The sequence below is a fragment of the Embleya hyalina genome, assembly GCF_003967355.1.
In the GTDB taxonomy this organism is placed as follows: domain Bacteria; phylum Actinomycetota; class Actinomycetes; order Streptomycetales; family Streptomycetaceae; genus Embleya; species Embleya hyalina.
This window is the reverse complement of record NZ_BIFH01000013.1, coordinates 43,187-63,648: the sequence shown is the minus strand read 5'-3', so window position 1 is coordinate 63,648 and position 20,462 is coordinate 43,187. Positions and strand designations below refer to the sequence as shown.

General features: G+C 73.4%; 18 protein-coding genes. 6 read left to right on the top strand and 12 right to left on the bottom strand.

Annotation, left to right across the window (positions count from 1 at the left end; genetic code table 11):
* Positions 1-20: 20 nt before the first annotated feature.
* The 4 genes from EMA17_RS00360 to EMA17_RS00345 form a co-directional block, all read right to left on the bottom strand.
* A complete protein-coding gene (locus EMA17_RS00360; RefSeq protein WP_246126366.1) occupies positions 21-440 on the bottom strand; it encodes a hypothetical protein in 420 nt (139 codons plus the stop codon).
* 210 nt (positions 441-650) lie between these two features.
* Entirely contained in the window at positions 651-2,123 is a 1,473-nt protein-coding gene (locus EMA17_RS00355) for a sensor histidine kinase (protein WP_126634802.1), read from the bottom strand.
* A gap of 125 nt (positions 2,124-2,248) precedes the next feature.
* Positions 2,249-2,944: a response regulator transcription factor gene (locus tag EMA17_RS00350; RefSeq protein WP_281290397.1), complete on the bottom strand. Its 696-nt coding sequence runs from the start codon at positions 2,942-2,944 to the stop codon at positions 2,249-2,251.
* A 1,370-nt stretch (positions 2,945-4,314) separates the two neighbouring features.
* Complete coding sequence (locus tag EMA17_RS00345; protein WP_126634801.1) at positions 4,315-4,698, bottom strand: hypothetical protein; 384 nt, start codon at positions 4,696-4,698, stop codon at positions 4,315-4,317.
* A gap of 315 nt (positions 4,699-5,013) precedes the next feature.
* Between EMA17_RS00345 and EMA17_RS00340 the strand changes: the two genes are divergently transcribed.
* From EMA17_RS00340 to EMA17_RS00330, 3 genes are all read left to right on the top strand, one after another.
* Positions 5,014-5,859, top strand: a complete 846-nt coding sequence (locus EMA17_RS00340; RefSeq protein WP_246126365.1) for an SAM-dependent methyltransferase — start codon at positions 5,014-5,016, stop codon at positions 5,857-5,859.
* Between the two features lie 106 nt (positions 5,860-5,965).
* Entirely contained in the window at positions 5,966-6,469 is a 504-nt protein-coding gene (locus tag EMA17_RS00335) for a PH domain-containing protein (protein WP_126634799.1), read from the top strand.
* Between the two features lie 154 nt (positions 6,470-6,623).
* On the top strand, positions 6,624-7,406 hold the full coding sequence (locus EMA17_RS00330) for an SAM-dependent methyltransferase (RefSeq protein WP_126634798.1): 783 nt from the start codon (positions 6,624-6,626) through the stop codon (positions 7,404-7,406).
* A 21-nt stretch (positions 7,407-7,427) separates the two neighbouring features.
* Here the strand turns inward: EMA17_RS00330 and EMA17_RS00325 are convergent, their stop codons facing one another.
* The 6 genes from EMA17_RS00325 to EMA17_RS00300 form a co-directional block, all read right to left on the bottom strand.
* On the bottom strand, positions 7,428-7,835 hold the full coding sequence (locus tag EMA17_RS00325; RefSeq protein ID WP_126634797.1) for a VOC family protein: 408 nt from the start codon (positions 7,833-7,835) through the stop codon (positions 7,428-7,430).
* A gap of 10 nt (positions 7,836-7,845) precedes the next feature.
* Positions 7,846-8,286 (bottom strand): helix-turn-helix transcriptional regulator, encoded by a 441-nt coding sequence (locus EMA17_RS00320; RefSeq protein ID WP_126634796.1) that lies wholly within the window; start codon positions 8,284-8,286, stop codon positions 7,846-7,848.
* Between the two features lie 131 nt (positions 8,287-8,417).
* On the bottom strand, positions 8,418-8,744 hold the full coding sequence (locus EMA17_RS00315; RefSeq protein ID WP_126634795.1) for a hypothetical protein: 327 nt from the start codon (positions 8,742-8,744) through the stop codon (positions 8,418-8,420).
* A gap of 152 nt (positions 8,745-8,896) precedes the next feature.
* On the bottom strand, positions 8,897-10,072 hold the full coding sequence (locus tag EMA17_RS00310) for an isochorismate synthase (protein WP_126634794.1): 1,176 nt from the start codon (positions 10,070-10,072) through the stop codon (positions 8,897-8,899).
* 686 nt (positions 10,073-10,758) lie between these two features.
* Positions 10,759-11,580, bottom strand: coding sequence for an SAM-dependent methyltransferase (locus EMA17_RS00305; RefSeq protein WP_246126364.1), 822 nt, complete (start codon positions 11,578-11,580; stop codon positions 10,759-10,761).
* A gap of 130 nt (positions 11,581-11,710) precedes the next feature.
* The gene (locus EMA17_RS00300) at positions 11,711-12,514 is read right to left on the bottom strand and encodes an RNA polymerase sigma factor (RefSeq protein ID WP_126634793.1); all 804 of its coding nucleotides are present in this window, start codon (positions 12,512-12,514) and stop codon (positions 11,711-11,713) included.
* Between the two features lie 689 nt (positions 12,515-13,203).
* On the opposite strand from EMA17_RS00300, the gene EMA17_RS00295 reads away from it, so the two are divergent.
* Together EMA17_RS00295 and EMA17_RS00290 are read left to right on the top strand one after the other, a co-directional pair.
* The gene (locus tag EMA17_RS00295; protein ID WP_126634792.1) at positions 13,204-13,680 is read left to right on the top strand and encodes a hypothetical protein; all 477 of its coding nucleotides are present in this window, start codon (positions 13,204-13,206) and stop codon (positions 13,678-13,680) included.
* On the top strand, positions 13,677-14,525 hold the full coding sequence (locus EMA17_RS00290; protein ID WP_126634791.1) for a hypothetical protein: 849 nt from the start codon (positions 13,677-13,679) through the stop codon (positions 14,523-14,525). The genes EMA17_RS00295 and EMA17_RS00290 overlap by 4 nt, the downstream gene beginning before the upstream one ends.
* Here EMA17_RS00290 and EMA17_RS00285 read toward each other — a convergent pair.
* On the bottom strand, positions 14,455-15,108 hold the full coding sequence (locus tag EMA17_RS00285; RefSeq protein ID WP_126634790.1) for a GNAT family N-acetyltransferase: 654 nt from the start codon (positions 15,106-15,108) through the stop codon (positions 14,455-14,457). The two genes, EMA17_RS00290 and EMA17_RS00285, sit on opposite strands and share 71 nt — an antisense overlap.
* A 171-nt stretch (positions 15,109-15,279) precedes the next feature.
* A complete protein-coding gene (locus tag EMA17_RS00280) occupies positions 15,280-16,674 on the bottom strand; it encodes a salicylate synthase (protein ID WP_160161255.1) in 1,395 nt (464 codons plus the stop codon).
* Between the two features lie 476 nt (positions 16,675-17,150).
* On the opposite strand from EMA17_RS00280, the gene EMA17_RS00275 reads away from it, so the two are divergent.
* Complete coding sequence (locus EMA17_RS00275; RefSeq protein ID WP_443093106.1) at positions 17,151-20,459, top strand: amidohydrolase family protein; 3,309 nt, start codon at positions 17,151-17,153, stop codon at positions 20,457-20,459.
* Positions 20,460-20,462 lie beyond the last annotated feature (3 nt).

Below are 20,462 nucleotides of genomic sequence, written 5' to 3'. Positions count from 1 at the left end.
GATCCGGCGGCGCGCGCCGGTCACTTGCCCGCGGCCGACGGCTGCGTGTCGCACCACGTCTTGACGTTCGCCAGATCGGCCTTGCGCTGCTTGAGTTCCGGCAACAGACGCTGACGCGTCGTCAACTTGTCGTTCAGATAGGTCTTCACGGCCGGGCGGTCGAGTTTGTCCGCCTCGGCGACGCGCGCCTGCAGGTGTGCGATGGACCCCTTGACGGTCGCGGCGCCGCCCAGCCGCTCGATCGCCTTGGTCAGACGCGTGTCGATGGTCGGAACACGCTTGCAGACGGCCGGCTTGTGCTTGTCGCCGGCGGGCATCGGGCCCGCCTGGGCGGCGGGTGCCGAGACCAGGGCGCCGACGGTGGTCAGGGCGGCGAGGGCGCCCAGAGTGGCGAGGCGCCTGGGCGCGCGGGCGCGCGAAGTGGTGGTACGGCGAGACATGGTGGATCTCCCGAGTTCACGGTTCACCGCCCCGCTGCGGGGTGGCGTGCCGCGAGAGTAGGTCGCCGATCTGTGGGGTTCTTGTGAGCCGTCTGTGGGGTTTTTGTGAAGCCGGACTCGGCCGGGATGTGAAGCGGGATTCGGCCGGGATGTGCGGTCGGACTCGGCCGGGAGTCGCCCGATCCCCCGGTCTCCGGCGCTTCCCGAGGTTCACTCCGCGGTGGCGACCGCCCCCGGCTCGCGGGTCAGCCAGTCGTGCCTGATCCCGTCGTCGCCGGCGGCGTCCGCCGCCGGGTGCCGCAGCGGCAGTACGACCTCGACGCGCGTACCGACGCCCTCGGGCGGGTCGGCGACCGTGACCCGGCCCCGGTGCAGCTCGACCTGCTGGGCGACCAGGGTCAGCCCCAGACCGGCTCCCGGGCTGTCCGGTCCGCGGCGGAACCGCTCGAAGACCGCCGCGCGGCGGTCGACCGGAATCCCCGGGCCGGCGTCGTCCACCCGGATCCGGGCACCGTCGGGTACCGCCTCGACGACGACCCGGATCGGGGTCGGCCCGTGCGGGTCGCGCCCGTGCACCAGTGCGTTGCCGATCAGGTTGTCCACGACCAGGCGCAGTCCCGGACGCAGGCCGTCGACCCGGACCTCGCCGGAGCCGACCACCTCGACCTCGGCGCCGGGCCGCCGGATGCGCGCGTCGTGGGCCGCCTCGTGGGCGAGTTCGACCAGGTCCACCCGTTCGAAGGGTTGCGCGTCTGCCAGGTCGCCCTGGGCGAGTGCGCGCAGCGAGGCGAGCAGGGACAGGATCCGCTCGTGGCCGGCGGTCAGGTCGGCCAGTACCTCGACGCGCTCGTGCGCCGCCAGGTCGGGGTAGCCGACGAGCACGTCGAGGTCGGTACGCATCCCGGTGAGCGGCCCGCGCAGTTCGTGGTCGACGGTGGCGGCGAACGCGCGCGCCGTGTCCAGGGCGTCCCGGGTCCGCGCGGTCTGCACGTCGTAGCGCCCGAGCACGTCAGCGAGGGTGCGACCGAGCTCGTCCACCTCGGCCACCCCCGACGGGACGTGTACGTCCGGCCGCTCCCGGTCGTCCGGTTCGATCGCCGCCGCCCGTCGACGCAGCGCCCGCAACGAACGGGTGGTCGTGCCGGCGACGACCAGGCCGGCGAGGGCGGAGATCGGCACGGCGAACAGCGCGACCACGAACACCCGGCGGCGCAGCAGCGCGGTACGGGCCTCGGTCTCCGCCGTCGGCTGGAACACCCGAAGCGTCGCGGGCGCCCCGGAACGCGTCGCGCCCAGCGGCCGGGTGATCACGCGCCAGGCCTTGCCGCCGGAGCGCACGGTGACCGGCCCGGACCGCCGATTCTCCGGCAGCGCCACGTCGGGCGGCGGTTGCGGCCCGGCGGCGACCGGCCCGCCGGGCAGTTCGACGCGCACCCCGACGTCGAGCGCCCCGTCGAACAGTTTGGTCTCCCGGGCCCGCACGGCGTTCTCCCGATCGTTCTCGACGGCGCGCAGGAGGGCCCGCGCATCCGGAGCGAGCCGGTCGGCACGCTGCCGCAACGTGACGTCCTGGCGGTGAGTCACATCGGCGGTGACCCACCGCACGACCAGACTCCCGGCCGCGATCACCAGGAGGGGAACCAGGATGCCGACGGCGAGCGCGATCCGGGTGGACAACCGCATCGACGGCGGCCGGAGTCGGGCCGGGGAGGGGATACCCGGGGGGCGGCGATCGGGCTCGACGAACGTATCGGCGCGGGGGGCGGCCGGTGGACCCCCATCCGCCGCGTCCACCGCTTTCACCGCTTTCACCGCCGGCCGTCCGACACCCGAAGCACGAAGCCCACTCCTCGCACGGTGTGCAACAGGCGCGGCCTGCCACCGGCCTCCAACTTGCGGCGCAGATAGCTCACAAAGGTGTCGACCACATCGGTCCGCACCTCGAAGTCGTAGCCCCACACCCGGGCCAGCAACTGGTCCCGGGTCAGGACCAGCCCGGCATTGCGGACGAACACGTCGAGCAGCGCGAACTCGCGAGCGGTCAGGTTCACCGGCTCACCCTCGTAGGTGGCCAGATACGCGGCACCGTCCAGGGTCAGCGCGCCCGCCCGCAGCACCCGATCCCCCGCCGGGGCCGGCGGTCGACGGCGCAGCAGCGCACGTAGCCTGAGTTCGAGTTCGCGCAGATCGAACGGCTTGACCAGGTAGTCGTCGGCACCCGATTCCAGCCCGGTGATGCGATCGACGGTCTCGTCCCGGGCGGACAACATCAGCACCGGGGTATCCACCCCGCGCTCACGCAACGCGGCGCACACCTCGATCCCGGTAAGCCCGGGCATGGCCACGTCCAGCACGATCGCCTGCGGTGCCGCCTGTCCCCTGAGCCCCTCCCCGGTCCCGACCGCGGCCAGCGCCGCCGCTCCGTCCGAGGCCAGTTGCACCCGATACCCGGCCAACCGCAGCCCCCGTTCGAGGGCCCGCCGAATGGCAGGATCATCATCCACAACCAACACGCGAGGCGCCCCCTCGGCCCGCTCCCCCTCGACCACCCGCCCACCGCCCAACCCCGAATCCACCACCCGCCACCCGCCCTCCGCCCAAGCTCACCGGTCCTCCCGAAGGTGGTCGGACTCTACGCCGGGAGTATCCCCCGCACATGCGGCTCCGGGGGCGGGGGTGGCGGGGACGAACGCGCCGAGAGCCCCACGGGAACCTTCCCGAATGCGTCGGGTGCTTCCGGCGGACGTTGCACCTTGGGCTGCGGGTAGCCGGTCCGGGGCCGGTCCGGCACGCGTGATGGGCCGCCGCCGGCGTAGGGGGCTCCGAGGCTCCGGGCTCCCGACGAGACGGGTGCCTTGCTCGGCGAAAACCGGCCCGCAGCGGCGGACAGGGCGGGTGGTCGGGTCGGGTTCCCGGGGGTGCCTCTCCGAGTGGGTCGGGTACTTTCGGCGGGCGTTGCACCCTGGGTTGCGGGTGGCGGGTGGCGGGTGGCGGGTGGCGGGTGGCGGGTCCGGGGCCGCCGCCGGCGTACGGGACTTCGAGGCCCCGGGCTCCCGACGAGACGAGTGCCTTGCTCGGCGAAAACCGGCCCGCAGCGGCGGACAGGGTGGGTGGTCGGGTCGGGTTCCCGGGGCGGCCTTCCCGAGTGGGCCGGGCGCCCCCCGGCACACGTTGCGCCTGTGGTGCGGGCCGGCTGGTCCGGGGCCGACCGACACGCGTAATGGGCCGCCACCGGCGTACGGGGCTCCGGGACCGGGGGCTTTCGGCGAGACGTGTGTGTTGCTCGGCGAAAACCGGCCCGCAGCGGCGGACGAGGTGGGTGGTCGGGTCGGGTTCTCCGGGGAGCTTTGGCAAGTGGGGCGGGGAGTTTGGAGGGGAGTTGGTTCGAAACCGGATCTCGGCGGGTGGATGTGGGCTTCGAGCTTCGATGACCTGCGGTTTTGTGGGGTCGGGGTGGAAAGTCAGGCGTCGAGTGCCGGTTTCGTGTGCGCTGCCCCCTCGACGGCCGGGACGGAGACCGAAAGTGCCCGCTGGGATCCGAAACCGGATCCCGAGGCGCCCGAGACGACCCTTGCTCCGCGCTGACCTGCGGCTTTCTCATGTACCGAGGCAACAGCCCTCACGCGATCCGGGTTCGGGAATCTTCGTCACCCACATGCCACCGCCCGTCGGAAACGCCCGGGAGCTCGACCACCCGCCCGTTCCGCGTACGTCACCCGACGCCGAGTCTCGCCTGCTCGGATCGCCAGTGGTTCGGCAAGTCGGGGTGGTGGCTGGGGTGTTGGGTCTCGGTGCGTGGGGAGGACGGTGCCTTCGGGTGGATCGGGATGTGGTTGTGCGCCGTTGGGGCCGACCCCGGAGCGCACGGGTGGGGTCAGCCGATTGGTGCGTCTCCCGGGAGGCCGGCGTCGATGGCGACGTTGCCTGTGGCCAGGTGGCAGACGAACCATTTGCCGTGTTCTCGGCGCAGGTCGACCGAGTAGGGCGAGGGGGAATGGTCGGAGCCGGTGATCGAGACGTTCACGGTGGCCCGGTCGTCCTCGCGGGTGGAACCGACGAACGAGAACGTGAAGTCGGCGCCCTCGCCCGCCACCACCCGGCGGGTGTCCTCCTCGCGCGCACCGTCGCAGGCGCCGTGGAACGCGGTCGCCGGGCGGCCGGCGGCGACCGCGTGGAGGTAGTCGCGCGTGGTGTCGTGCCACGGGCGGTCGAAGTCGGCTCCCGGCACCGAGCAGGAGATCGTCACGACGGCTGCCAAAGCCGGTGTGGTGCCGCGCACGGCCCGCGACATCACCGTTCGCCACCAGGCGCAACGCCCCACGTTTCCCCCGCTCATCGCCATGATCGCTGGATCGTAGCGCGAACTCCCGTGAGAACAACCGGGCTTCACGTCGGCAATCGCACGGGCACCGTGCACGACCACCCCGAGGTCCGCGCACGCCCAAAAGGCTGATGATTGCCGAATCCCGGCCATCGTGGACGAAGCCGACTAACGTCGAATTCGGCACATCCGAGCGGAACCGTCGTCGGGCAACCCCGGCGGCGGCATGAGCGAAGGGCGAGGGTGGCGGTGGTGAGTCACGAGAGCGCGGTCGCGGCCGCCGAGGCGGCGCGGCGTTACTACGACACGGACGACGTCGACGGTTTCTATCAGGCCGTGTGGGGCGGCGAGGACATCCATACCGGCGTGTACGCCCGCGCCGACGAATCCGTGGCGGTCGCGTCCCGTCGCGCCGTCGAGTTGGCGGCGGATCGGGTCGCCGGTCGGCTCGGGCCGGGGCGTACGGTGTTGGACCTGGGCTCGGGATACGGTGGGCCGGCTCGCTACCTGGCCGGTCGGTTCGGCTGTCGGGTGGTTGCGCTCAACATCAGTCCGACGCAGAACGTCCGGCATCGCGACACCAACGTCGAGGCCGGTCTCGACGGGCTGATCGAGGTCGTCACCGGGTCGTTCCAGGACATCCCTTATCCGGCCGGGCGTTTCGACGTGGTGTGGTCGCAGGAGGCGTTCTGCCACAGCGGTGATCGGCGGCAACTCCTGGCCGAGGCCGCGCGCGTGCTGGCCCCGGAGGGGGACCTCGTCTTCACCGACCTGATGGCCGCCGACGGCACCCCGCCCGAGGTGCTGCGCTCCGTGCTGGCCCGGCTCGAGGTGGCGGAGTTCGCCACGCCGTCGTTCTATCTGCGCGAGATCGCCGCGCTGGGCCTGACCCACATCGACTTCGACGACCGCAGCGGCCAGGCGCTCACCCACTACCTGCGCCTGACCGAGGAGACCCGCCGGCGCGCCGACGAACTCCGCGACGTGATCGACCCGACCTACCTGGCCACCCTCCAGGAGAACCTGCCGCTGTGGGTCGACGCCTGCCGCGACGGCCGGATGAGCTGGGGCATCTTCCACTGCCGCCGCGTCGCCTGAGATCCCGGCGACGTCGCGCGCCCCGTCGTTGCCGAAGGTGGGAAGACTTGTCAGGCACCCGTCCATGCGTGCCGACAGGGCCGCTTCGGGCCCCTGACCCGGGCGAATGGACACGCTCGAATACCGGATCACCCCTCGGCGACAGGAGTGGATCGCCGGCGCCGCCGCGGCCGGCGTCGGTCTCGCCGCGGCACTGTGGGTGACCCTGGACGCGGGGTGGGCGCACTTCCTGCGCCGCTCGGTCGCCGATGACGTCAGCCGCCGGCACATCCCGATCTGGATGGGCCTGGTGGTACTCGTGCTCGTCCCGCCCCTGCTGGTGCGCAGCGTGGTGGCGCGCACCCGGCTCACGCCCGAGGGCATCACCGACCGCGGCCTCTTCCGCGCCCGGTTCGTCCCCTGGGCCGAGGTCACCGACATCTCGATCCGGGCCATTGCCCCGAACTACCTCACCCGCCGCATTCGGGTCCGCCGCCGGCACGGCCGCCGCGTGTATCCGTCCGGTGTCCAGGACCGGGTGGCGGCGGACGGCCTGGCGGGCCCCTGCGAGGCCATGGTCGGGTTCTGGCACGACGCCCTCGACCCGCACCCGGCGGCCCACCACCGCTGACCGACGGCGGACGGAGCCCGACGGGGCCGGCAAAGCGGACGAACGACCCGTCGCGGTTGTCGGATTCGGAACTCGCTTATACGTTCCTGTGATGCGGGATCGTATGCCTATCGGCCCCAGCGCGTTACCAGTCGGAAGTCAGGAGTGGCCGAGGATGGTTCAGGTGGATACGACGGTGCCGCACTCGGCACGGATGTACGACTACGTACTCGGCGGCAAGGACAACTACCTCGCCGACCGGGAGGCCGCCGAGGAAGCCCTGAAGGTGTGGCCGGGGTTGTGGACGAGCATGCGGGTCAACCGGGCGGTGATGCGCCGCATGGCGCACTGGTTGACCGCCGAGGCCGGCATCCGCCAGTTCCTCGACGTCGGCACCGGCATCCCCACCTCGCCGAACCTGCACGAGGTGGTGCAGGAGACCGCCCCGGAGTCCCGGGTGGTCTACGTCGACAACGACCCCATCGTGCTCGTGCACGCCCGCGCGCTGCTGAGCAGTTCCCCGGAGGGCCGCACCTCGTACGTCGAGGCCGACATGCGCAAGCCCGACGCGCTGTTCTCCACTCCCGAGTTGTGCGACACCCTCGACCTGAGCCAACCGGTCGCGGTGACGGTCATCGCGATGTTGCAGTTCGTCGAGGACGCCGCCGGGCTGATCGAGAAGCTGACCGCGCCGCTGGCCCCCGGCAGTTACCTGGCCATCACCGCCGCGACGGCCGACCTGGCCAAGGGCTCGACCGCGCTGGCCGAGGTGTACAACCGCCGGGGCGTACCGATGTATCTGCGCTCCCGGGAGGAGTTGACCGCCCTGTTCGCCGACCGGTGCGACCTCGTCGAGCCGGGCGTCGTGCCGATGCAGCACTGGCACCCCGTCGACGGGGAGGAACCGGTCGGCGTCGAGGAAACCAACATGTTCGCGGGCGTGGGCCGGCTGCGCTGAGCGGACCGGGGCGAGCGGGTGCTATTCCTTGGCCTGCTGGATCCGGACCGTGTTGCCCGAGGGGTCGCGGAACGCGGAGTCGCGCGGTCCCCACGGCTGATCCATCGGCTCCTGCAGGACCTCGGCGCCGGACGCCCGGACCCGCTCGAAGGTCGCGTCGAGGTCGTCGGTGCTGAAGACGGTCATCGGCAGCATGCCCTTGACGAGCAGTTCCTGCAGGGCGTCGCCGTCGGCCTGGGAGCGGCCGGCGTGCGGCTCGGAGAGCACGATCTCGAGGTCGGGCTGCGCGGCGCCGCCGAGGGTGACCCAGCGGAAGTCGCCGGAGGCGACGTCGTTGCGCAGTTCGAGGCCGAGCGCGTCGCGGTAGAAGCCGAGCGACTCGTCGACGTCGTTGACGGTGATGTGACAGTACTGGAGTGCGATCTTCATGCGCTCAACGCTAGCCGGCGTCGTCGGGGCCCGCTTCTCGAATCCTGCTCGGTCGGCTCCGGGTCGGCCGGGTCCGCAGCTTGGCCACGCACGCGGGCATGGCCAACACGGCCGGGTGTTCCCGGCCGCGGTAGGCGCTCGGGGTCTCGCCGACGATCTCGGTGAAGCGTGAGCTGAAGGAGCCGAGCGAGGTACAGCCGACGGCCATGCACGCCTCGGTCACCGTCATTCCGCCGCGCAGCAGCGCCATCGCCCGCTCTATCCGACGGGTCATGAGGTAGCTGTACGGGGTCTCGCCGTAGGCGGCCCGGAACCGCCGGGAGAAGTGCGCCGGCGACATGAGCGCCCGGCGGGCCATCGTCGGCACGTCGAGCGGTCGCGCGTAGTCCCGGTCGATCAGGTCCCGCGCACGCCGCAGGTGGGCCAGATCGGCCAGCTCTTCCGGAGTCATGCCGAACACGCTACCGCCGGTTGCCGACATACCCGACGACCTGCGCGAACGGGACCGCGAACGACACCCGGCGGATGCCGCCGAGGCGGCGCACGCCCGCCTCGGCGCGGGCGAACGCGCCGGCGATCCGCTCAGCCGAACATCACGCTGTGCGGAATCGGCTCCCGGAAGTCCCGCGACTCGCCCGGCGCCAGTACGGTCAGCGGTTCCTCGCAGCCCTGGTCCCGGAACAGGCGGGCGTCGGTATCGGTGTGGTTGTCGGCCCGCACCGCGCCTTGGAGCAGGAGCCGGCACTCCCCGTTCGCCGGGTTCTCGATCGTCAACGCACCCGACTCCGGGGAGTCGTAGGCGAACGTGCCCGTGGCGGCGTACGCGCCGCTCGTGGACATCGCGGTACAGAGCACGAGCGCGGCACCGGTGGTCGCGGCCATCCGGCCCAACCGTTTCAGCGAGTACATGCGGGATCTCCGAATCGGGGTCGTCGCGGCGCCCGGGAGGGCCGGGGCACGGGAACCGGGCGGGCCGGGTCGTGGGACCGGTCTACCGCCCCGTCACGGCACAACCGACCGGTTCGTCCGGACGAGGGCGTGTCTCGTGCGCCGGCGTGCGTTCACGCGTGGCGCGGTGGCATCGGGACCAGGCGGTGTTCCACCGGGAGCGGGCCGAGGGCGTCGAGCATGGTGGCGAACTTGGCGCTGGTCTCCGCGAGTTCGGCGTCCGGATCGGATTCGGGCAGGATGCCCGCGCCCGCCCACAGCCGGATGCCGTATCGGCCGACCACCGCGCAGCGCAGCGCGATGATCCAGCGGCCGTCGCCGTGCCGGTCCATCCAGCCGACGAGTCCGCTGTAGTAGCCGCGCGGGTGGGTCTCCAGGTGGTCGATCAGGGTCCGGGCCGCCGCGCGCGGCAGTCCGCACACCGCCGGGGTCGGGTGCAGCAGCGCCGCGAGCGCCAGCGCGCTGGGCACCGGTGGGCGCAGCCTGGCCTGGATCCGGGTGGACAGGTGCCACACCCGTGCGGTGGCCACCACGTCCGGCCGGCCGGGAATGTCCAGGCTTGTGCACAGCGGGGTCAGCACCCGGCGCAGCTCGTCCACCAGCAGGGCGTGTTCGCGCCGATCCTTGGCCGAGCCCAGGAGTTCGGCGGCCCGGGAGCGGTCCAGTGCGCGATCGGGGTGTCGCGGCGCGCTGCCGCTCATCGGATTGAGCAGGAGTCGGTCGCCGTGTCGGGACAGGAGCAGTTCCGGCGAGGCCCCCACCAGGGTCCGCCGGGGCCCGCGCACGCCGGGGCGGTGGGCGTCGGGTCCGGGCGCGCAGGAGTCGAGGTCGAGCCGGAAGACGTGTCCGCCGGGGTTGTTGCGGTACAGCCGATCCAGCGTCACCGTCGGGTCGAATCGGCCCGCCAGGGTCAGGCTGCGGGCCAGCACCACCTTGCGCGCGTCGCCGGCCCGCAGTCGCCGCACCACCTCGGCGACCGCGGCCAGGTAGACGGGGTCGGCGGCGGACGGTCCGGCGCGCCGGGCCGGTGCCGCTCCGCAGGTCGCGACGGTGGTGCGGGCGGTGCTGTACATGCGGCCGACGGCGAGCACGGCGGGGGTGTTCTCGTCGAAGGGGAGCGCGCCGACCACACACCGGCCGGGCCCGGCGTGCCGCAGGGCCCGCTCGGCGGTCTGCGCGACGCGGGCGAACTGGCCCGGGCCGGGCCGGACCCGCAGTGGCGGCCCGGGGTGGGCGCGCAGCAGATATCGGGAGGTGGCGAGCAGGAAGCGGGCCGGGCCGAGGGGCATCGTCGACTCCTGTTCCGCGCGACGCCGACCGGCCGTATACGGGCGGCGCCGCCGCCGACGTGGCAGCTGTCCGGGATGTCGCTGCGGGCGGGGTCGACGACGGGAACGGCCCGCTCGGCTCACCGCCGCCCCGCCAGTGCAACATCCGTCCACGGGTCGGCGGCAGGGCGCGCGGGGGTGGTGCGCCCGCGTCCCGAAGCACGGTGGCCCATCCTGCGCGCCGGACGGAATCGGCCGTGCCGTGCCCCGTCACCGACCGGCAGGGACGACACCGCCTCGCGGGGCGCCCGGCCGTACCCCGTAAGGGAATTCACGCGTGCGTACCGGCCCGCCGACCCCCATCCGTTCGCCCGGATTACGCCCTCCGGCCACCGACTCCCGCGGCGCGCAGGGCAGTTCCCCGCACGCCGGGATGCTCCGATGCGCCGGTAGCCGGCACTGGAACGGGCCGTCGGCGGCGCACATCGTGGAAGGGCCGGCCGGACGACCGACAGGGGAGAGCCGTGCTCCACATCGGTATCGGTGCGACGCCGGCCCCGGACCCGTCGAACGACCCGCGTCGTGGTGTCGGGCGAACATCGGGCGGATCGCCTCGTCGGGCCGACCTGCCCGGGAGTTCGAGCGCGTCGGGCTTCCGGGAGCGCCCGGAGCCCGGGCGATCCGGGTCGCGTGCGGGTCCGGCCCGTTCACGGTTTGCGGGCCACCGCCCCGTAGCAGGAGACGAGCGCGGGCTCGGCGGACGGCTCGGCGGTGGGGTGCCATCGGGACACCGGGACCACGCCGGGCGCCTCCACGTCCCACCCGTCGAGGAGTTCGGCCACCTCGGCGCGGCTGCGCGGGCGTACGGTGATGCCCGCGTCGGCGTAGGCGCGGACCAGGCCGGCCCAGCCCTCGGGGTCGTAGTCGCCGGTCACGTGCGCGATCACCAGCCGACTGCCCGAGGGCAGTCGCCGGGTCAGCCGGCGCAGCAGGTCGAGCGGGTCCTGGTGGTCGGCGACGAAGTGCAGGACCGCCACGAGCAGCATCGCGACCGGCTCGTCGGAGTCCACCCAGCGCACGAACTCGGGGTGCTCGACGATCGTTTCGGGCCTGCGCGGGTCGGCGTTGAGGTAGGCGGTGCGGCCCCGGGGCCCGCTGGTGAGCAGGGCCTGGGCGTGCGCGAGCACGATGGGGTCGTTGTCCACGTAGAGCACCCGGGCCCGGGCCCGGACGGCCTGGGCCACATCGTGCGTATTGCGGCCGGCGACCGGGATGCCGCTGCCCACGTCGACGAACCGGCGGATCCCGGATCGGGCCAGGTGCTCGACCGCGCGCAGCAGGAACCCGCGGTTCTCCTCGGCGGTGATCCGCAGGGTGGGGAAGGCCGCGAGCGCCGCCTCGGCCGCCTCGCGGTCGGGGTCGAAGTTGGTCCTGCCGCCCAGGTAGTAGTCGTACATCCGGGCCGGATGGGCTCGTTCGATGCCGATCTCCAAGGACCCGTCCGTGCCCCGTCCGGGCTCGTCCGCCACCGTCGTCTCCCCTGGTTGCCGACCGGATCCTCCGCGCGGTACCGGTTGTCGTCCGCCCGATCATCGCGAACCGGCCCCGCCCGCGGGGCACATCGGGGAACTCCCCGCGTTCGGGGGACGGCATCGCGCGTCAGTCGGGATCCGGCATCTCGGGCAGGCCCAGGGTGCGGGCGATCGTCTCCTTCGCGTGGCGGACGTTCGAGCGCACGGTAGCGGCGGTCATGCCCAGGAGGCGACCGGCCGTCTCGTCGGAGTACTCCAGGACGTAGCGCAGCGTCATCGCCTCGAACTGCCGGTCCGGCAGCCGGGCGATGGCCCGGAACAGGCCGATGGGACCCTCCAGTTCGGCGAGTTGGTCGCGGGACAGGTGCAGCACGCGGCGGGCGGCCGTCGCGGTGTCCGGGTCGTCCTCGCTCAACCCCTGCATCAGCAGCGCGATCGCGTCGCGCCGGAGCTCGCGCACGGTCTTCTCCCGGATGCCCAGCAGCCGGGCGGCGTCCTGGTTGCTCTGTCCGAGGACCCGGGTGAGCAGGAAGACCTCGTGGTGGTCCCGGGGCAGTTCGTGTACGGCGGTGAACAGCGCGATGCGGTGTTCGAGGGTGTCGAATACCTTCGGCGGCAGGCGCAGCGCCTCGAAGGCGGCCGGGTCGAAGGCGGCGGTGGACACGAACGCCGAGGTCTTGCCGGTGCGTTGCATGTGGCGGACGATGTGCCGGCGCAACATGCGCCAGGCGAGCGGTTCCACGGGTCCCGACGCGCGCTCCCATACCGTGGCCAGTTCGATCAGGCTTTGTTCGACTGTTTCCGCGGCCGGCTCGCGCGCGCCCAGTTCCAGGTGCGCGACCCGTAACCACAGCGTGGCGTGCTTGCGGTGGAACCGGACGAAATCGGGCGGCAGTTGGCCTTCGGCGGATCGTTCCCCCGGGTTCGTCACGCCCCGTCCTTCCTGTTGTGCGGTGGGGTCCGGCGGGGAACTCCCGTCCCCGGCCCGGGGAGGGGCATCCGCGAGCCGGGTTCGGGGACCCGCAGAGGGTGGTTCTGCGTCTCCACACGGAGACCTCTCTGTTGGCTCCCCGGCCCGTGTGGGCCGGGGCGTCGATGCGGGGCGCGGCGCGCTCCCAGGCACAGCAAACCCGGTGGAGAGCCCGGTTGTGCAAGATGAAGGCTAACTGCACGTAAGTACGTATTCGCTGTCCGTTGATCGAACGGGCCTTGTTTCAACATGTTTACGATCATTTATCCGGGATCGACGAACCTCGTCGCACGGTGCCCGCGCCGCGGTCGCGAACCGATCGCACGCCGAGCCGGTGACCACCACCGGCGGTCGGACGACCCGGCGAACACGGTTGCGCCGGGCGGGTACCGAGTGTCCCGCATCCCGGGGCCGGGATCCGCCGTTCCGCACGGCGAACCCCCCGGATGGGACAAAATACTTCCCGTGCACTTGCACAGACGGCCTCCGCGTCCGCTTGGCTGTGTGTCAAGCCCCCTCGAGCGCATCCCGAAGTCCTGTCGATGTCCGCATCGACGACCTTGCGGATCCGGTCTCGACACGCGCCCCGAACAGGCAAGGACACCCGTGAGCGACCATCGGCGCCCAGACCGTCCCCCTCCGACCCGCCCATGAGCCCCACCGACGCCGCGATCGGCGGCGAACCCCGCACGCTGCCCGTGTCGTTCCACGCCTACCGTCAGGCACACGCGGCCACCTGGCTCGACTACGCGCGCGTGCACCTCGACGACCCGGACCGGGCCCGGACCCTCGTCGCCCGAGCACTCCTCGACCTCGCCCGCACGTGGGCGCACGCGCTGCGCCGCCCCAACGTGCACGCGTACGCCTGGGCCCTGTTCCGGCGACATCTGGACGAGTACAGCCCGCACCCGGCGCGGATCGCCGTCGCGACCTCGCCGCACACCCCGTCGCTCCCGGGGCGGCACTACGACGTACTGATCCTGCGCACCCGACTGCGCTGCTCCGCGGAGCAGGTCGCGGACCTGCTCGGTACGACCGCCGACGGCGTGCGCTGCGATCTGCGCTGGGCGCTGCGCCGATCGGCCACCCATCCGGGCACGACCGACCCCAGCGAGGACATCCCGTGAGCACTCACCCCGACCGTCGCGGACACCGGCCGACCATCGACGAGATGCTGGGCGCGGAAGGCGTCCTCGCGCACGAGTACGACGACTACGACCACGCCGGCGCGGAACGGGCCATCGCCGCCGCGCTGTTCGGTGCCCCGACCCCGGCCGAGGCCGGTACGGACGCCGACGCCGAGTCCGGCCCCCGGGCCGTGCGCGAGCGCGCCGCCCACGAACTCGCCCTGGCCGCGGCCGTCGTGCTCAACGCCGACCAGGCCACCGACGCGCTCCAGCGGCTGTCCACACTGCACGAGGGCGGGCCGGACGGCGCGCTGGTGTTCGCCTCGCTGCTGTATCTGGCCCACCACGAGGACGGTGCCCGCTTCTGGTGGCAGGTCGCGGCCGGCTGCGGCAACCGCACCGCCGCACACTGCCTGTACCTCCTGCACCGCGGCCACGGCCAGACCCGCGACGCCGTGCACTGGCGCCGGCGCGCCGAGCGCATGACCGCCCCGGACGCGTCGTGCGAAGTGCCGTGCGCCGCCCGCCCGCTGCTCACCGATCCCGTGCGGCACGCGTTGATCGCCGCCAGCCATCGCGGCGCCGACCCTCGGTTGCCGCCGGCCGTCGAGCGGGTCATCCACGGCCTTCCGGTGGACGCGGCCGCGCCGGACTTCGGCGAGGTACCCGTGCCCGACCCCACCCTCCCGCGCGAACTCGCCGTCGCCACCGCCCGGGGGACTCCCCGACGCCGACCCCGGACCGGGGCGCCGCCAGCCGGCGCGGAGGCGCCGCTCAGCGCGGAGGCGCCGACAGGGGGCGGGTTCCCAGGGTGCGGAACAACTCCTTCGTCATGGCCCGGTTGATCGCCGGGTCTCGGCCCTCGACATACGGGATGCGGGGCGTGTACCCGGTGGCCGCGAACAGCGCGAGCGCACGGATGTTGCGCGCGCCGGTCTCCACCACCAGGCGCCGCGCCCCCGCCTCGGCGGCGGTGTGCTCCAGGGTGGCCAGCAGGCGGCGACCACAACCCCGGCCCCGCTGTTCCGGCACCACGTACAGCCGCTTGATCTCCGCCGTGCGGCTCGGCAGGGTACGCCAGCCGCCGCAGCCGATCGGCTCGGTGCCGGCGTAGGCCACCACCAACAGGCCCTCGGGCGGCTCCAGATCGCGCGGCTCGGTGGTGTCGGGGTGGTCGGCGAAGCCGTAGAGCGCGACCTGCTGGGCGTAGAGCGCGTGCAGCAGGCGCTGGGTGTCGGGATGCGTGTAGGGACGCGGCACGAGGCGTATGTCGCCCGGACCGCTCGGGGCGTCGGCGCCGAACGGTCCGTGGTGGCCCGGAGCGGCCCCCAGGACGGCCCCGCCCTTGGCGCGGTGCGCGAAACCGATCAACGACCTGCTCCTCTCCCGCCGACTCGCGAACCAGTGCTCGGGGACATTCTCCGGCATGTCCCCACGCGACGGACAGTGGTCGGACCGAACATGCTGCAACCGAGACTTCGGCGATCCGCACAAGGCCCCGGCGCCGCGGGCCCCACCGGCCCCGAAACCGCTCGCCGTTCCTCCCGGGTGACGAAGACCACGATCCACCACGGACCGGCGGGCGCGGACACGCAGGGGTCAGCCCGGCATCGCGGAGCCGTTCGGCAGGGGGACGATGTGGGGCGCCGTCGTTGCCAGTTGGTGACAGGTCTCGCGGTATTCGCGGGGCGGGCGGGAGTCGCGGACGATGCCGGCGCCGGCCTGGAGCCAGGTGGTGTCGTCACGGGTGTGGATCATGCGCAGGGCCAGGGTCGCGTCCAACTCCCCGGACTGGGTGGCCCGGATGACGGCGCCGCCGTAGAGCCCGCGCGGGCCCGGCTCGTGGGCGGCGATCTCCGCGTAGGCCGCCGTCCGGGGGACACCGGTCGCGGCCAGGCCGGGGGTGGTCGCGACGAGCGCGTCCCAGGGGCTGTGCCGCCGCGCCAGTCGGCCCGACAGGCGCGAGCCGATGTGGTGCACGTTGCCCCGCTCCCGGACCACCATGAACTCGTCCACGCCGACGCTGTCCGGCTCGCACAGGGCCCGCAGTTCGGCCTCGGCGGCGTGGACCGACAGTTCGTGCTCGTGTACCTCCTTGGCGTCGCGCAACAGCGCGCCGCGCCGTCGGGCGTCGAAGGCGGGGTCGCCGTCGCGCGGACACGTGCCCGCGAGCGGTCGCACGGTGACGGTCCGGTCGCCGGCCACCTCCACCACGGTCTCCGGGCTGAACCCGACGGCCCGAAGTCCCGGCAGATCCAGCAGGAACGACCGGGCCGGCGTATTCGACCGACGCCCCCGCAGGTAGGTCGCCGGGAAGTCGACGGCATACGGCACGGCCACCCGCCGGGACAACACCACCTTGTCCGCCTCGCCCGCCCGAATCCGCCCCACCGTCGCCGCCACGGCCGCCGTGAACGGCGCGGGATCGTCGTCCTCGACGTCCACCGGCCAACTCGGCGCGGCCGTCGCCCGATCGCCGGCCGACACGATCCGCGTCACCCGCCGCAACTCCTCGACGTCGCACGCCCACACGGTCAGCGCGCGCTCGTCCACCTCGACCTCGACCCGGGGCACCGTCAGCCGCCCGAGCAGATCCGCCCCGACCGGCAACCCGGCCACGGCCCGCCCGAGTTCGAAGCCGACCCACCCGTACAACCGCCAGTCCTCGATCGGCAGCCCGGCCAACACCGCCTCGATCGCCCGCGCCGGCGACCCCACCCACGCCACCCGAGTACATCGTCCCTCACTCGTGCCGACCACGGCGTCGGCACGCACCACCACCTCCGCGACGGCGCCGCCGGCGAACCACCACCGCCCGTCCCGCTCGTAGACGACCGACTCGTCGAACCCCCCGGCCTCGGCCAACCGCACCACGACATCGAGCGGATCGAACTCCCCCTCCCGGCGCACCCACTGTCGGCGCCGGTGGGTCGCGGCGGCGGCGTCGGCGGGCGGGGTGGCGGCGGTGATGGCGGCGGCGGAGTCGATGGTCATGGGATGCACCGTCCTCGGATACTGCGGCCGGTCCGGGCCTCGACACGTCACGCGCGGCGCCCACCCGACCGCACGGATTGAGCAGTGTCCACTTAGGTTAGCCTTACCTAACAAGAGACGCCAACGCAATATCGAGCACCCCCGCCGTCGACCTCCGGCCATGGGCGAGTCGACGACCACCGGCGGCGCGGGCAACCGGCGGACCGGCCGCCCGGCCGCCCGCGCGGCCGTTCCACGACCCCGTTCACAAACCAACTCGGCTGCACGGCCCCCCAATTGGGTAACCCGACCATGCGACGCCCGCTCGCCCGCACGCACCGATCGGGCCCGCGACCACACGCCGCGACTCACCCGTTGGGATGGTTTCCTCGGCCTCCCGCGCCGCATCGACGATCGCCATACCGGACAAACCGATACGTTGCCGAAGTCCGCCCTCCCGACCCGCGTGTCGTATACCAGGAGGCTCCGTGCACACCATCGACCCGGCCGACGAAGGCCGTTCGTCCCCTTCGGGACTCACCCGGCGCCGGTTCGTGATCGCCGCCGGCGGCGTCGCGGTGGGCGGCGCACCGATCGGCGACGCGATCGGGCCCGACGCCCGGTCCCCGCAGGACCCGTTCGCGGCGGTCGCCGCCGGTCGCGACTCGCTGTCCTTCACCGCCGCCACCAACGGCGCCGCGACCCTCGACCCCGTCGGCGGCGGCCTGGTCGCCGAGGTGCAGGGCGTGTTGTGGGCGATCCCACCCGGCGGCGGCCCGGCCCGCGCGCTGACCGTCCCGGAACTGGAGCCCGGCCGGCCGGTGTTCGCTCCCGACGGCCGCCTCCTGGCCTTCTCGGCGTATCGGGACGGCCGATTCCACGTCTGGACGATGCGCCCCGACGGCGGCGGGCTTCGGCAACTCACCGACGGCCCGTGGGACGACCGCGCACCCTCCTGGTCCCCGGACGGCGCCGGGCTGGTGTTCGCGTCCGAACGCGACGGCGACCCGATCACGGGCAGCGCGTACCGCCTCTGGGTCCTGGACGTGCGCGGCGGCGCCCTCACCCGGATCACCGGACTGCCTGGCCAGGACGGCCCGTTCCAGGACGGCCCGTGGGAGGACTTCGATCCGACCTGGGCCCCCGACGGCACCCGGATCCTGTTCGTTCGGGCCGCCGCGGCCGGGCCGTCTCCGGACGCCCGCACCGTGGCCTCCGTCCGCGCCGACGGCACCGGCGCGGTGACCGTCGAGCACACCGAGACCACGCCCGGGACGCAGATCATGTCCCCGACGCTGTCCGCCTCCGGGCGGTTGGCGTATCTGCGCACCAGGGGCGGGCCCGACAACGAACGGCCCGACGGGGAATGCGCCCTGATCGTCGACGGCGCGCGGATCCCGATCGACGGCGACCTGCTGCCGGTGCCGCCGCGTTGGAGCGCGGGCGGCGAGCTGCTGCTCAACGTGGACGGGCGGTTCCGGCTGCTCCGCCCCGAGGACCCCACGACGGCCGCCGAGTTCGCCTTCGACGCCACCCTGCCGCGCGTCCGACCGCGATACCACGCCAAACACCGCGAGTTCGACACCGACCGGGTGCGACCGGTACGTGGCATCCACCTTCCGGCCCTGTCCCCCGACGGCCGCGAGGTCGCCTTCGCGGCGCTGAACTCCCTCTGGATCGCCTCGACTTCGGGTGGCGGTACGCCGCGCCGGGTGTTCGCCGCCGCGCCCACGCGCTACGTCATGGCGCCGACCTGGACCGGCGACGGCCGGGGCCTGGTGTTCGCCGACGACCGCGACGGCCTCTACGCGGTACGCCGTCTCGACCTGACGTCCGGCGCCGAAACGGTCCTGGCGTCCGGCGGACGCACGCACCCGGCCCTGTCCCCCGACGGCCGCCGGCTCGTCAGCCTCGACATGTCCGGCAACCTGGTCCTGACCGACCCGGCCGGCGGCACCGAGCGGGTCCTCGCGCCGCCGCTGTCGGGCGGCGGACTGCCGGGGCGGCCCAGTTGGTCGCCCGACGGCCGCCGGGTGGCGCTGTGCGACCGCAACCGGCTCAACCGGCGTTTCCGCGAGGGCTACAACCTCATCCGGGTGATCGACGTCGACGCGCCCGGCGGCGACGCGCACGACGCGCCGGGCGCAAGCCGGTTGTACGCGGTCGCCCCGCACACCTCGCTCGCCGACCGCTACGACTCGGGGCCGGTCTGGTCCCCCGACGGGCGCTCGATGGCGGTGATCGTCGAATCCGCCCTGTGGCTGCTGCCCGTTCGCGCCGACGGTGCCCCGGACGGAGCGGCGCGACAGCTGACCACCGAGGCCGCCGACCATCCGTCCTGGTCCGCCGACGGCGGCCGACTGCTCTACCTGTCCGCCGGGCGGCTGCGCCTGTTCGACGTGGCCGCCGGCACCGCCCGTACCGTCCGGGTGCCGCTGGACCACCGCCACCCCACCCCCGCCGACCTCGTCGTACACGCCGGACGCCTGTGGGACGGCACCGGCGAGCGCACCCGCGACGACGTCGACATCCTCGTCCACCGCGGCCGGATCACCGCGATCGAGCCGCATCGCCCGGGCCGCCCGTCCGCCGCCCCACCCCTCGACGCGTCCGCGCGCACCGTGCTCCCCGGCCTGTGGGACGCGCACACCCACCCGTGGCAGTACACCTTCGGCGGCCGGCAGACCGCCACCCAACTCGCCTACGGCATCACCACCGCCGTCTCGCTCGGCGGCTTCGCCTACGAACAGGCCCGGCTCAAGGAGGCGATCGACGCCGGCGAACTGGCCGGCCCCCGCCTGCTGAGCACCGGCGAACTCCTGGACGGGGCACGGGTGGCCTACAGCATGGGCCGCAGCCACCGCACCCCGGCCGGGCTCACCCGTTCACTGGCCCGGGCCGCCGCGCTCGACTGGGACTTCGTGAAGACGTACGTGCGCGCCCCCACGTGGCTGATGGCCGAGGCGGCCCGGTACGCCCACGAGGAGTTGGGCGTACCCGCCGGAAGTCACCTGTGTTCGCCCGGCATCGAGGTGGGCCAGGACCTGACGACCCATCTGAGCGCGACCCAGCGCATCGAGTTCGGCCGCGCCGTCTCCGCGACGGGCCACTCGTACCAGGACGTGCACGAGATCTACACCACCGGCGGCTTCGCCATGATCGCCACACCGTTCACCGCACTGCCCCTGATCGGCGCCGACCCGGCCCTGGCCGCGGACGACCGGGTCACCGTGCTGATGCCGCCCTGGCACACCGCACTCGTCCGCCAACTCGCCGGCCGCCCGCCCACGCCCGCCCAACTGGCCGCGCTCGGCACCGAGATGGACACCTACCGCCGCATCCTGACCGCCGGCGGCCGGGTCGCCCTGGGCACCGACGCACCCCTGGTCCCGGTGGGTCTGCACCTGCACCTGGGACTGCGCGCGCTGCACGCGCACGGCCTGTCCCCCGCCCAGGCACTGCGCACCGCCACGGTGCTGCCGGCCCGACTCTTCGCCGCGGACCGCGACCTGGGCACACTGGAGGCGGGCAGAGCGGCCGACCTGACCATCGTGGACGGCGACCCGTTCACCGACTTCGACACCCTGGTCCGCACCGTCTCGGCGGTGCGCGGCGGCACCCCCTTCCACCGGGACGACCTGGTCCGCTCCTTCCCGGCGCCCACCACCTCCGCACCCGCCGCCGGCCGGGCCCGCGTGATGCCGCCCGGCACCACCCGGCGCGCCCGCCCCGAAGCCGAACCCGAGCCCGCCGACGGCTGGTTGGCCATCGCCCTGGAGTTGCGACGGGACGGCTGTTGCGGCTGAGTC

What these genes read in the sequence shown, in the direction of transcription:
- EMA17_RS00320 (WP_126634796.1), bottom strand. Translation starts at nt 8,286, where the DNA reads ATGACTCCGGAAGAGCTGGCCGATCTGGCCCACCTGCGGCGTGCGCGG.
- EMA17_RS00315 (WP_126634795.1), bottom strand. Translation starts at nt 8,744, where the DNA reads ATGTACTCGCTGAAACGGTTGGGCCGGATGGCCGCGACCACCGGTGCC.
- EMA17_RS00355 (WP_126634802.1), bottom strand. Translation starts at nt 2,123, where the DNA reads ATGCGGTTGTCCACCCGGATCGCGCTCGCCGTCGGCATCCTGGTTCCC.
- EMA17_RS00310 (WP_126634794.1), bottom strand. Translation starts at nt 10,072, where the DNA reads ATGCCCCTCGGCCCGGCCCGCTTCCTGCTCGCCACCTCCCGATATCTG.
- EMA17_RS00335 (WP_126634799.1), top strand. Translation starts at nt 5,966, where the DNA reads ATGGACACGCTCGAATACCGGATCACCCCTCGGCGACAGGAGTGGATC.
- EMA17_RS00295 (WP_126634792.1), top strand. Translation starts at nt 13,204, where the DNA reads ATGAGCCCCACCGACGCCGCGATCGGCGGCGAACCCCGCACGCTGCCC.
- EMA17_RS00325 (WP_126634797.1), bottom strand. Translation starts at nt 7,835, where the DNA reads ATGAAGATCGCACTCCAGTACTGTCACATCACCGTCAACGACGTCGAC.
- EMA17_RS00285 (WP_126634790.1), bottom strand. Translation starts at nt 15,108, where the DNA reads ATGCCGGAGAATGTCCCCGAGCACTGGTTCGCGAGTCGGCGGGAGAGG.
- EMA17_RS00360 (WP_246126366.1), bottom strand. Translation starts at nt 440, where the DNA reads ATGTCTCGCCGTACCACCACTTCGCGCGCCCGCGCGCCCAGGCGCCTC.
- EMA17_RS00280 (WP_160161255.1), bottom strand. Translation starts at nt 16,674, where the DNA reads ATGACCATCGACTCCGCCGCCGCCATCACCGCCGCCACCCCGCCCGCC.
- EMA17_RS00330 (WP_126634798.1), top strand. Translation starts at nt 6,624, where the DNA reads ATGGTTCAGGTGGATACGACGGTGCCGCACTCGGCACGGATGTACGAC.